Annotated in this window: 11 protein-coding genes; all 11 read left to right on the forward strand. The window is 69.0% G+C overall.

The annotated features are described in order from the left end of the window. Positions 1-13: 13 nt before the first annotated feature. The 11 genes from OG381_RS27305 to nuoL are packed head-to-tail and all read left to right on the forward strand — an operon-like array spanning position 14 to position 12,407. Entirely contained in the window at positions 14-568 is a 555-nt protein-coding gene (locus OG381_RS27305) for a NuoB/complex I 20 kDa subunit family protein (protein ID WP_266823447.1), read from the forward strand. After that, positions 565-1,311, forward strand: coding sequence for an NADH-quinone oxidoreductase subunit C (locus tag OG381_RS27310; protein ID WP_327718719.1), 747 nt, complete (start codon positions 565-567; stop codon positions 1,309-1,311). Before OG381_RS27305 ends, OG381_RS27310 begins: the two co-directional genes overlap by 4 nt. Beyond that, positions 1,308-2,630 (forward strand): NADH-quinone oxidoreductase subunit D, encoded by a 1,323-nt coding sequence (locus OG381_RS27315; protein ID WP_327718720.1) that lies wholly within the window; start codon positions 1,308-1,310, stop codon positions 2,628-2,630. The genes OG381_RS27310 and OG381_RS27315 overlap by 4 nt, the downstream gene beginning before the upstream one ends. Further along, a complete protein-coding gene (gene nuoE / locus OG381_RS27320; RefSeq protein WP_327718722.1) occupies positions 2,627-3,499 on the forward strand; it encodes an NADH-quinone oxidoreductase subunit NuoE in 873 nt (290 codons plus the stop codon). Before OG381_RS27315 ends, nuoE begins: the two co-directional genes overlap by 4 nt. Next, positions 3,499-4,848, forward strand: a complete 1,350-nt coding sequence (gene nuoF, locus OG381_RS27325) for an NADH-quinone oxidoreductase subunit NuoF (protein WP_327718724.1) — start codon at positions 3,499-3,501, stop codon at positions 4,846-4,848. Before nuoE ends, nuoF begins: the two co-directional genes overlap by 1 nt. Continuing rightward, on the forward strand, positions 4,845-7,349 hold the full coding sequence (locus tag OG381_RS27330; RefSeq protein WP_327718725.1) for an NADH-quinone oxidoreductase subunit G: 2,505 nt from the start codon (positions 4,845-4,847) through the stop codon (positions 7,347-7,349). The genes nuoF and OG381_RS27330 overlap by 4 nt, the downstream gene beginning before the upstream one ends. Beyond that, a complete protein-coding gene (nuoH, locus tag OG381_RS27335; protein ID WP_327718726.1) occupies positions 7,346-8,698 on the forward strand; it encodes an NADH-quinone oxidoreductase subunit NuoH in 1,353 nt (450 codons plus the stop codon). Before OG381_RS27330 ends, nuoH begins: the two co-directional genes overlap by 4 nt. Then, a complete protein-coding gene (gene nuoI, locus OG381_RS27340; protein ID WP_327718728.1) occupies positions 8,691-9,293 on the forward strand; it encodes an NADH-quinone oxidoreductase subunit NuoI in 603 nt (200 codons plus the stop codon). Before nuoH ends, nuoI begins: the two co-directional genes overlap by 8 nt. Continuing rightward, positions 9,290-10,132, forward strand: coding sequence for an NADH-quinone oxidoreductase subunit J (locus OG381_RS27345; protein ID WP_327718729.1), 843 nt, complete (start codon positions 9,290-9,292; stop codon positions 10,130-10,132). Before nuoI ends, OG381_RS27345 begins: the two co-directional genes overlap by 4 nt. Beyond that, positions 10,129-10,428 (forward strand): NADH-quinone oxidoreductase subunit NuoK, encoded by a 300-nt coding sequence (gene nuoK, locus OG381_RS27350; protein ID WP_003974374.1) that lies wholly within the window; start codon positions 10,129-10,131, stop codon positions 10,426-10,428. Before OG381_RS27345 ends, nuoK begins: the two co-directional genes overlap by 4 nt. 14 nt (positions 10,429-10,442) lie before the next feature. After that, a complete protein-coding gene (gene nuoL / locus OG381_RS27355) occupies positions 10,443-12,407 on the forward strand; it encodes an NADH-quinone oxidoreductase subunit L (protein ID WP_327718730.1) in 1,965 nt (654 codons plus the stop codon). Positions 12,408-12,409 lie beyond the last annotated feature (2 nt).

A 12,409-nucleotide genomic window follows, 5' to 3' on the forward strand; every position in this document is an offset into this window, starting at 1 on the left:
AGGCCTCTAACTCATGGGACTCGAAGAAAAGCTGCCGAGCGGCTTCCTGCTGACCACCGTCGAGCAGGCCGCGGGCTGGGTGCGCAAGGCGTCCGTCTTCCCCGCCACCTTCGGCCTCGCCTGCTGTGCCATCGAGATGATGACCACCGGCGCCGGACGCTACGACCTGGCCCGCTTCGGTATGGAGGTCTTCCGCGGCTCACCCCGCCAGGCCGACCTCATGATCGTCGCCGGCCGGGTCAGCCAGAAGATGGCCCCGGTCGTCCGGCAGGTCTACGACCAGATGGCGAACCCGAAGTGGGTCATCTCCATGGGGGTCTGCGCGTCCTCGGGCGGCATGTTCAACAACTACGCGGTCGTCCAGGGCGTCGACCACATCCTCCCCGTCGACATCTACCTCCCGGGCTGCCCGCCACGGCCCGAGATGCTGCTGGACGCCATCCTCAAGCTCCACGAGAAGATCCAGGGCTCCAAGCTCGGCGTGAACGCCGAGGAGGCGGCCCGCGAGGCGGAGGAAGCGGCGCTCAAGGCCCTGCCCACCATCGAGATGAAGGGGCTGCTGCGGTGAGCGACGCGAACGGCGCTGGCGACGGCGCGAACCCCGAGAAGGACCTCAGCGGCCAGAACCTCCCCGGCCAGCGCGGCCAGGGCGGCGAGGAGATCCGCGTCCAGCGCGGCATGTTCGGCGCCGACAGCGGCGGCGACACCTCCGGCTACGGCGGCCTGGTGCGCTCGGTCCGGCTGCCGGGCCCCGCGGCCCGCCCCTACGGCGGCTGGTTCGACGAGGTCGCCGACGAACTCGAGGGAGCACTGGAGGAGCAGGGACTCCTGCCCGACAACGCCATCGAGAAGACGGTCGTCGACCGCGACGAGCTCACCTTCCACATCGAGCGCGAGCACCTGCTGCGCGTCGCCCGCACCCTGCGCGACGACCCGGCCCTGCGCTTCGAGCTCTGTACCGGCGTCAGCGGGGTGCACTACCCGCACGACAAGGGCCGCGAGCTGCACGCGGTGTACCACCTGCGCTCGCTCACCCACAACCGGCTGATCCGCCTCGAGGTCAGCGCCCCGGACGCCGATCCGAAGATCCCGTCCCTGGTCTCCGTCTATCCGACCAACGACTGGCACGAGCGTGAGACCTACGACTTCTTCGGGATCGTCTTCGACGGTCACCCGGCCCTGACGCGGATCATGATGCCGGACGACTGGCAGGGCCACCCGCAGCGCAAGGACTACCCCCTCGGCGGCATCCCCGTCGAGTACAAGGGCGCCCAGATCCCGGCTCCGGACCAGCGGAGGTCGTACTCGTGAGCACGCAGTCAGCATCAGCCCGGGAGACCACCGAGGGCACCGTCTACACGGTCACCGGTGGCGACTGGGACGAGGTCGTCCAGTCCGCGGCCCGCGCCGACGACGAGCGCATCGTCGTCAACATGGGCCCCCAGCACCCGTCCACGCACGGAGTGCTCCGCCTGATCCTGGAGATCGACGGCGAGACGGTCACCGAGGCCCGCTGCGGCATCGGCTACCTCCACACCGGCATCGAGAAGAACCTCGAGTACCGCACGTGGACGCAGGGCACCACGTTCGTGACGCGCATGGACTACCTGACGTCCTTCTTCAACGAGGCCGCCTACTGTCTCGCCGTCGAGAAACTCCTCGGCATCGAGGACCAGATCACCGAGCGGGCCAAGATCATCCGGGTGCTCCTGATGGAGCTGAACCGGCTCTCCTCGCACCTGGTGTGCATCGCCACCGGCGGCATGGAACTCGGCGCCACCACGATCATGATCTACGGATTCCGTGATCGTGAAATGATTCTCGACATCTACGAGCTCATCACGGGCCTGCGGATGAACCACGCGTTCATCCGCCCCGGCGGACTCGCGCAGGACCTGCCGCCCGGCGCGGTGGACCACATCCGCGAGTTCGTGAAGAAGATGAGGAAGAACCTCCCGGAGTACGACAAGCTCGCCACCGGGAACCCCATCTTCAAGGCCCGTATGCAGGACATCGGCTATCTCGACCTGGCCGGCTGCATGGCCCTCGGCATCACCGGCCCGATCCTGCGCTCCACCGGTCTGCCGTTCGACCTGCGCAAGGCACAGCCGTACTCCGGTTACGAGACCTACGACTTCGACGTCGCGACCGCCGACACCTGCGACTCCTACGGCCGCTTCCTGATCCGCCTCGAGGAGATGCGCCAGTCCCTCAGGATCATCGAGCAGTGCCTGGACCGGCTCCAGCCCGGCCCGGTCATGGTCGCCGACAAGAAGATCGCCTGGCCCGCCCAGCTCGCCCTGGGCCCCGACGGGCTCGGCAACTCCCTCGACCACATCAAGAAGATCATGGGCACCTCCATGGAGGCCCTGATCCACCACTTCAAGCTGGTCACCGAGGGCTTCCGGGTCCCGCCGGGGCAGGCGTACGTGGCCGTCGAGTCGCCCAAGGGCGAACTCGGGGTGCACGCCGTGTCCGACGGCGGCACCCGCCCCTACCGGGTCCACTTCCGCGAGCCGTCCTTCACCAACCTTCAGTCCATGGCGGCGATGTGTGAGGGCGGCCAGGTCGCCGACGTCATCGTCGCCGTCGCGTCCATCGACCCCGTGATGGGAGGCGTCGACCGGTGACCACCTCTTCTTCCGAGCAGGGCGTCAGCCTGGGCATGCCCGAACTGCCCGCGCCCGCCTACCCGGACGACGTTCGAGCCCGGCTGGAGGCGGACGCGCGCGAGGTCATCGCCCGCTACCCCGACTCCCGGTCCGCGCTCCTGCCGCTGCTGCATCTCGTGCAGTCGGAGGAGGGCCATGTCACGCGCACCGGGATGCGGTTCTGCGCGGACGTGCTGGGCCTGACCACCGCCGAGGTCACCGCGGTCGCCACCTTCTACACCATGTACCGGCGCAGGCCGAGCGGTGACTACCAGGTGGGCGTCTGCACCAACACCCTGTGCGCGGTGATGGGCGGTGACGCGATCTTCGAGGAGCTCCAGGAGCACCTCGGCGTCGGCAACGGCGAGACCACCGAGGACGGCAAGGTCACGCTGGAGCACATCGAGTGCAACGCGGCCTGCGACTTCGCGCCCGTCGTGATGGTCAACTGGGAGTTCTTCGACAACCAGACCCCCTCCAGCGCCAAACGCCTCGTCGACGACCTGCGCGCGGGCCGGACCGTCGAGCCCACGCGCGGGGCGCCGCTGTGCACCTTCAAGGAGACCGCGCGGATCCTCGCCGGCTTCCCCGACGAGCGGCCAGGAGCCGTCGAGGCGAGCGGCGGCGCGGGACCCGCGTCACTGGTGGGCCTCCGCCTGGCCAGAGGAGAGGCCGCACCCGCGCGCGTGGTCCACCCGCGTGACGGCGGCCCGCACGACGAACCGCACGACAGGGCCGTACACGACCCGTCACCGACACAGCACCTGAGCTCGCACGACGCGCCTCAGGACACGTCGGCCTCCGACCCGGCCCACCCGGCAGGGCCTACCGCCGAGGAGGGGGAGTGATGACCTTGGCACCCGAACTGAAAGACACCAGCCCCGAGAAGCTGCTCGCACCCGTGCTGTCGGCCTTCTGGGACGAGGACAAGTCCTGGTCTCTGGACGTCTACCGAAGGCACGAAGGATACGAGGGGCTCCGCAAGGCGCTCGCCATGTCACCGGACGACCTGATCGCGTACGTCAAGGACTCCGGTCTGCGCGGCCGCGGCGGCGCCGGATTCCCCACCGGAATGAAATGGCAGTTCATTCCCCAGGGTGATGGAAAGCCGCACTATCTGGTTGTCAACGCCGACGAATCGGAGCCGGGAACCTGCAAGGACATCCCGCTCCTGTTCGCGAACCCGCACAGCCTCATCGAGGGCATCGTCATCGCGTGTTATGCCATCAGGTCGTCGCATGCCTTCATCTATCTGCGGGGTGAAGTCGTCCCCGTCCTGCGGCGGTTGCACGAGGCCGTGCGCGAGGCCTACGAGGCGGGCTTCCTCGGCGAGAACATCCTGGGCAGCGGGCTCGACCTGGAACTCACCGTGCACGCGGGCGCGGGCGCGTACATCTGCGGTGAAGAGACCGCACTGCTCGACTCGCTCGAAGGCCGCCGGGGTCAACCGCGGCTCCGTCCCCCTTTCCCCGCCGTCGCGGGCCTCTACGCATGCCCGACTGTGGTGAACAACGTCGAGTCGATCGCGTCGGTTCCCGCGATTCTGCAAAAGGGCAAGGACTGGTTCAGGTCGATGGGCAGCGAGAAGTCCCCGGGCTTCACGCTCTACTCGCTCAGCGGCCATGTCACCAGCCCCGGCCAGTACGAGGCCCCGCTCGGCATCACCCTGCGCCAGCTCCTGGAGATGAGCGGCGGAATGCGGGCCGGACACCGGCTGAAGTTCTGGACGCCGGGCGGCTCCTCCACGCCCATGTTCACCGACGAGCACCTCGACGTCCCCCTCGACTACGAGGGAGTCGGTGCCGCCGGTTCCATGCTCGGCACCAAAGCCCTCCAGTGCTTCGACGAGACGACCTGCGTCGTCCGCGCCGTCACCCGCTGGACCGAGTTCTACGCCCACGAGTCCTGCGGCAAGTGCACACCCTGCCGCGAAGGCACCTACTGGCTCGTGCAGTTGCTGCGCGACATCGAGGCCGGCAAGGGCGTCATGTCCGACCTCGACAAGCTCAACGACATCGCCGACAACATCAACGGCAAGTCGTTCTGCGCCCTCGGCGACGGTGCCGCCTCGCCGATCTTCTCCTCGCTCAAGTACTTCCGCGAGGAGTACGAGCAGCACATCACGGGCCGCGGCTGCCCCTTCGACCCGGCCAAGTCGACGGTCTGGGCCGACTCCCGCACGGAGGTGAACGCATGACGGTGACCACGAGCGCTCCCTCCGGTGGGGGAGAGGCGGCGGTCCCGCCGGAAGATCTCGTCTCGCTGACCATCGACGGCGTGGAGATCAGCGTGCCCAAGGGCACCCTGGTCATCCGCGCCGCCGAACAACTCGGCATCGAGATCCCCCGCTTCTGCGACCACCCCCTCCTCGACCCGGCCGGCGCCTGCCGCCAGTGCATCGTCGACGTCGAGGGCCAGCGCAAGCCGATGGCGTCCTGCACCATCACCTGCACCGACGGAATGGTGGTGAAGACCCACCTCACCTCGCCGGCCGCGGAGAAGGCCCAGCACGGTGTGATGGAACTCCTCCTCATCAACCACCCGCTGGACTGCCCGGTCTGCGACAAGGGCGGCGAGTGCCCCCTGCAGAACCAGGCCATGTCGCACGGCCAGTCCGAGTCCCGCTTCGAGGGCAAGAAGCGGACCTACGAGAAGCCCGTACCGATCTCCACACAGGTGCTCCTCGACCGCGAGCGGTGCGTGCTGTGCGCCCGCTGCACCCGCTTCTCCAACCAGATCGCGGGCGACCCGATGATCGAACTGGTCGAGCGGGGCGCACTGCAACAGGTCGGCACCGGCGAGGGCGACCCCTTCGAGTCGTACTTCTCCGGCAACACCATCCAGATCTGCCCCGTCGGCGCGCTCACCTCGGCGGCGTACCGCTTCCGCTCGCGCCCCTTCGACCTGGTCTCCACCCCGAGCGTCTGCGAGCACTGCTCCGGCGGCTGCGCCACGCGCACCGACCACCGGCGCGGCAAGGTCATGCGCAAGCTCGCGGCCAACGACCCCGAGGTCAACGAGGAGTGGATCTGCGACAAGGGGCGGTTCGGATTCCGCTACGCGCAGCAGCGCGACCGCCTGGAGACGCCCCTGGTGCGCAACGCCGAAGGCGTCCTCGAGCCCGCCTCCTGGCCCGAGGCCCTGGAGGCGGCCGCCCAGGGGCTCGCCGCGGCCCGCTCCCGGACCGGAGTCCTCACCGGCGGCCGGCTCACCATCGAGGACGCCTACGCGTACAGCAAGTTCGCGCGCGTGGCGCTCGACACCAACGACATCGACTTCCGCGCACGCGTGCACAGCGGTGAGGAGACCGACTTCCTCGCCGCGCGGATCGCCGGACGCGGCCGCGACCTCGACGGTACGGGCGTCACCTACACCGCACTGGAGAAGGCGCCCGCCGTCCTGCTGGTCGGGTTCGAGGCCGAGGAGGAGGCGCCCGGCGTCTTCCTGAGGCTGCGCAAGGCCTGGCGCAAGCACGGGCAGCAGGTGTTCGCGCTGGCCACGCACGCGACGCGCGGTCTGGAGAAGGCCGGCGGCACGCTGCTGCCCGCCGCTCCCGGCACCGAGACCGAGTGGCTGGACGCCCTCGCGGGCGGGGTCGGCCTGGACGGCGACGGGGCCCGGGCCGCCGAGGCGCTGCGCTCCGAGGGCGCGGTACTCGTCGTCGGTGAGCGGCTGGCCGCCGTGGCGGGCGGACTGACCGCCGCCGTACGGGCCGCGTCCGCGACCGGCGCGCGGCTGGTGTGGATCCCGCGCAGGGCGGGAGAACGCGGGGCGGTCGAGGCGGGCGCGCTGCCGTCGCTGCTGCCGGGCGGACGTCCGGCGACCGACCCACGCGCGCGTGAGGAGGTCGCCACCGCCTGGGGCGTCGCCGAACTCCCGCACCGCTACGGCCGCGACACCGGCCAGATCGTCGAGGCCGCCGCCACCGGAGAACTCCGGGCGCTGGTCGTCGCGGGCGTCGAGGTCGCCGACCTCCCGGACCCGGCACGCGCACGTGAAGCACTTCACGAGGTCGGCTTCCTGGTCTCGCTGGAGCTGCGGCCCAGCGAGGTCACCGAGCACGCGGACGTGGTCCTGCCGGTTGCCGCGGTCGTCGAGAAGGCCGGCACCTTCCTCAACTGGGAAGGCCGGGTGCGCTTCTTCGAGGCCGCGCTCAAGCCGGAGCAGATGACCCGCCGCCTCGCGCCCACCGACGCGCGCGTGCTGCAGATGCTGGCCGACGCCATGGACGTCCACCTGGGTCTTCCGGACCTCAGGACCGTGCGCGCCGAGATCGACCGGCTCGGCGCCTGGGACGGACCCCGGGCCACCGAACCGCTGGAGACCGGCGCCCAGTTGCCGCGGCCGGCCGCCGGAGAGGCCGTGCTGGCCGGGCACCGGCTGCTGCTCGACCAGGGCCGTCTCCAGGACGGCGACGAGGCGCTCGCCGGGACGCGGCACGCGGCCCACGCGCGCGTGTCGGCCGCCACCGCCGCCGAGGCCGGGGTGAAGGACGGCGACCTCCTCGCCGTGACCGGTTCCGCCGGCGTGGTCGAACTCCCGCTGCAGATCACCGAGATGCCCGACCGCGTGGTCTGGCTCCCCCTGAACTCCGCGGGCAGGGGAGTCGCCTCCGACGCCGGCGCGGTGCCCGGCTCACTCGTCCGCATCGGCCCGGCGACGCTCGCCGCCGAAGCCCCCAAGGAGGTGGAGGCATGAGCCCGTACCTCGCCGCTGAAGACCTCTCGCTGTTCGGCACCGACCCCTGGTGGCTGGTCGTCCTCAAGGCGGTCTTCTGCTTCGCCTTCGTGGTGCTGTCCGTGCTGCTCGCCATCGTCTGGGAACGCAAGGTCGTCGCCTGGATGCAGCTGCGCATCGGCCCCAACCGGAACGGCCCCTGGGGCATGCTCCAGTCGCTCGCTGACGGCGTGAAACTGATGCTCAAGGAAGACCTCGTCGTCAAGCGCGCCGACAAGGTCGTCTACATCCTCGCGCCGATCATCATGACCGTGCCGGCCTTCATGGCGATTGCGGTGATCCCCTTCGGCCCGGCCGGCAACGAGATCTCGATCTTCGGCCACCGCACCACCATGCAGCTCACCGACCTGCCGATTGCGATGCTCTACATCCTCGCGACCGCCTCCGTGGGCATCTACGGCCTCGTCCTCGCCGGCTGGAGCTCCGGATCGACGTATCCGCTGCTCGGCGGCCTGCGCTCGTGCGCGCAGATGATCTCCTACGAGATCGCCATGGGTGCGGCGTTCGCCTCCGTGTTCCTCTACTCGGGCTCGATGTCGACGTCCACGATCGTCGAGCAGCAGCAGGACCGCTGGTACATCCTGTTGCTGCCGGTCTCCTTCGTCCTCTACATCATCACGATGATCGGCGAGACCAACCGCGCCCCCTTCGACATGCCGGAGTCCGAGGGCGACCTGGTCGGCGGCTTCAACACCGAGTACACGTCCATCAAGTTCGCGCTGTTCATGCTCGCCGAGTACGCGAACATGATCACCGTCTCGGCCGTGGCGACCACGCTGTTCCTCGGCGGCTGGCGGGCTCCCTGGCCGGTCAGCACCTTCTGGGAGGGCGCGAACCACGGCTGGTGGCCGATGCTCTGGTTCGTCCTCAAGGTCCAGGCGTTCCTGTTCATGTTCATCTGGGTGCGCGCCTCGCTCCCACGGGTGCGCTACGACCAGCTGATGAAGCTCGGCTGGAAGGTCCTCATCCCGGTCTCCGTGGTGTGGCTGATGCTCGTCGCGACCGTGCGGACCCTGCGCAACGAGAACTACGACTTCGCCGACATCGCCCTCTACGTCGCCGGCGGTGTCCTGGCGCTCCTGCTGCTGTCCTTCGTCGCGGACATGTTCCGCAAGCCGAAGGAGGAGCCCGCCCCGCCCGTCGGCTTCGACCCGATGGCCGGCGGATTCCCCGTACCGCCGCTGCCCGGACAGGAGTTGCCACCCGTGCCCAGGCGCCGCCCGCGCCGGGAGCGGGAGCTGATTGTCAGTGGCGGGCCCGATACTCAGAGTGACGGATCTCTGGATGGAAAGGAGGCGTCCGATGGCTGAGGAGCCCAAGGAGACCGATCCCGGTTTCCAGAATCCGGTAGCCGGCTTCGGCGTGACCTTCAAGGCCATGTTCAAGAAGCGGCTGACCGAGCAGTACCCCGAGCAGCAGAAGACCACCGCTCCCCGTTTCCATGGACGGCATCAGCTCAACCGCCATCCGGACGGCCTGGAGAAGTGCGTCGGCTGCGAGCTGTGCGCCTGGGCCTGCCCCGCCGACGCGATCTACGTCGAGGGCGCGGACAACACGGAAGAGGAGCGCTACTCGCCGGGCGAGCGGTACGGGCGCGTCTACCAGATCAACTACGCCCGCTGCATCCTGTGCGGCCTGTGCATCGAGGCGTGCCCCACGCGCGCGCTGACGATGACCAACGAGTTCGAGCTCGCCGACTCCAGCCGCGCCAACCTCATCTACACCAAGGAGCAGCTGCTCGCCGGGCTCGAAGAGGGCATGGTCGACTCGCCCCACTCGATCTTCCCGGGGACGGACGAGCAGGACTACTACCGGGGCCTGGTGACCGAGGCCGCGCCCGGCACGGTCCAGCAGGTCGCCGTCTCCAAGGGAGAGCGCCCGGAAGAAGAGGAGGTCGGCGCATGAGCATGCAGCTCGCCGCCTACTCCACCTCCACCGGCGAGGCCTTCCAGTTCTGGGTGCTCGGCACCGTCGCCGTGATCGGCGCCCTGTGCACCGTCCTCATGAAGAAGGCCGTGCACAGCGCGCTCTGTCTCGCCGGCACCATGATCATCCTGGCGGTGTTCTACCTCGCCAACGGCGCCTACTTCCTGGGCGTCGTACAGATCATCGTCTACACCGGCGCGATCATGATGCTGTTCCTCTTCGTGGTGATGCTCGTCGGCGTCACCGCCGCGGACTCCCTGAAGGAGACCATCAAGGGCCAGCGCTGGCTGGCCCTGCTCTGCGGCCTCGGCTTCGGCATCCTGCTCATCGCCGGCATCGGCAACGCCTCCCTGACCGAGTTCAACGGGACGGCGCAGGCCAACGCCAACGGCAACGTGGAGGGACTCGCCACCCTCATCTTCACCACGTACGTGTTCGCCTTCGAGATCACCGGCGCCCTGCTGATCACGGCCACCATCGGCGCCATGCTGCTCACCCACCGCGAGCGCACCGAGCGGGCCAAGACCCAGCGCGAGCTGGCCGAGCAGCGCGTCCGCGAGGGCAAGCACCTTCCGCCGCTGCCCGCACCCGGTGTGTACGCCCGGCACAACGCCGTGGACATCGCGGGCCTGCTGCCCGACGGCACCCCCTCCGAGCTCACCGTCAACAAGACGCTGCGCGAGCGCGGCCAGATCCGTGACGTCTCGACCGAGGCGCTCAACGATCTGCGCGCACTGGAACAGCGCGCCGAGGAGCGCCTGGAGCGGACCGACACGGCACCGGCGAACCTCAAGCGGACCGAGGAGGCGTCGAAGTGAACCCCGTCAACTATCTCTACCTCGCGGCACTGCTGTTCACGATCGGCGCCACCGGCGTACTGATCAGGCGCAACGCCATCGTCGTGTTCATGTGCATCGAGCTCATGCTCAACGCCTGCAACCTGGCGTTCGTCGCCTTCTCCCGGATGCACGGCAACCTCGACGGCCAGATCATCGCCTTCTTCACGATGGTCGTCGCCGCCGCGGAGGTCGTGGTCGGGCTCGCGATCATCGTGTCCCTGTTCCGCTCCCGCCACTCGGCCTCGGTCGACGACGCCAGCCTGATGAAGCTCTGAGGGGTCGCTGAATCGTGGAGAACCTGATTGCGCTGCTGGTGGCGGCGCCCCTGCTCGGAGCGGCCGTACTGCTGTGCGGCGGCCGGCGGCTCGACGCCGTCGGCCACTGGATCGGCACCGCCCTCGCGGCCGCCTCCTTCGTGATCGGCGCCGTACTCTTCGCCGACCTGCTCGGCAAGAACGCCGAACACCGGACCCTGACGAGCCACCTGTACAGCTGGGTCCCGGTCGAGGGCTTCCAGGCGGACATCGCCTTCCGCCTCGACCAGCTGTCGATGACGTTCGTGCTGCTGATCACCGGCGTCGGCTCGCTGATCCACCTGTACTCCGTCGGGTACATGGAGCACGACGAGCGGCGCCGCCGCTTCTTCGGCTATCTGAACCTGTTCCTCGCGGCGATGCTGCTGCTCGTCCTCGCCGACAACTACCTTCTGCTGTACGTCGGCTGGGAGGGCGTCGGTCTCGCCTCCTACCTGCTGATCGGCTTCTGGCAGCACAAGCCCAGCGCCGCGACCGCCGCGAAGAAGGCCTTCCTGGTCAACCGCGTCGGCGACGTGGGCCTGTCGATCGCGATCATGCTGATGTTCACGACGTTCGGGACCTTCGCCTTCGGACCGCTCCTCGGCAGCCATGAGGAGCCCGGGCTGGTCACCGGCGCCTCCGAGGCCACCCTCACCGGCATCGCCCTGATGCTGCTGCTCGCCGCCTGCGGCAAGTCCGCCCAGGTGCCGCTGCAGTCCTGGCTCGGGGACGCGATGGAGGGCCCGACCCCGGTCTCGGCCCTCATCCACGCCGCGACCATGGTGACCGCGGGCGTCTACCTGATCGTCCGTTCCGCCAACATCTTCAACCTCGCTCCGGACGCCCAGCTGGTCGTCACCATCGTCGGTGCCGTCACGCTCCTGTTCGGTGCGATCGTCGGTTGCGCGAAGGACGACATCAAGAAGGCGCTGGCCGGCTCGACCATGTCGCAGATCGGCTACATGGTCCTCGCCGCGGGCCTCGGCCCCATCGGCTACGTCTTCGCGATCATGCACCTGGTGACGCACGGCTTCTTCAAGGCCGGGCTGTTCCTCGGCGCCGGTTCGGTCATGCACGGCATGAACGACGAGGTCGACATGAGGAAGTACGGCGGCCTGCGGAAGTACATGCCGATCACCTTCGTCACCTTCGGCCTCGGCTACCTCGCGATCATCGGCTTCCCGGGTCTGTCCGGCTTCTTCTCCAAGGACAAGATCATCGAGGCGGCCTTCGCCAAGGGCGGCACCGAGGGCTGGATCCTCGGCGGCGCGGCCCTGCTGGGCGCGGCCATCACGGCGTACTACATGACGCGCGTGATGCTGATGACGTTCTTCGGGGAGGAGCGCTGGAGGAACCAGCCCACCCGCTCTCCCGAGGCACCGAGCGCGGAGCCCGCCGCCGAGCACCACGGCGAGCACGCGGAGCCGCACCCGCACGAGTCGCCCAGGTCCATGACGATCCCCATGATCGTGCTGGCCTTCGGATCGGTCTTCGCGGGCGCCTTCTTCAGCATCGGTGACCGCTTCCTGCACTGGCTCGAGCCCATCACCGGGCACGACCACGGCGACTCGCCGCTCAGCGCGGCCACGGTCACCAGTGCCACGGTCGCCGTGATGGTCATCGGCGTCACCTTCGCCTACCTCCAGTACGGCCGACGCCCGGTCCCGGTCGTCGCCCCGCGCGGATCCCTGCTCACCCGGGCCGCCCGCCGCGACCTGCTCCAGGACGACTTCAACCACGTCGTCCTGGTCCGCGGCGGCGAGCACCTCACCCGGTCCCTGGTGTACGTCGACCACACCCTGGTCGACGGCGTGGTCAACGGTACGGCGGCCTCCATGGGCGGCCTCTCCGGACGGCTCCGCAAACTGCAGAACGGCTACGCGCGGTCGTACGCGGTCTCGATGTTCGGCGGTGCGGCAGTGCTGATCGCCGCGACCCTGCTGATGAGGGCGGTCTGATA

Origin of the sequence: Streptomyces sp. NBC_00490 (assembly GCF_036013645.1) — a bacterium.
GTDB lineage: Bacteria > Actinomycetota > Actinomycetes > Streptomycetales > Streptomycetaceae > Streptomyces > Streptomyces canus_F.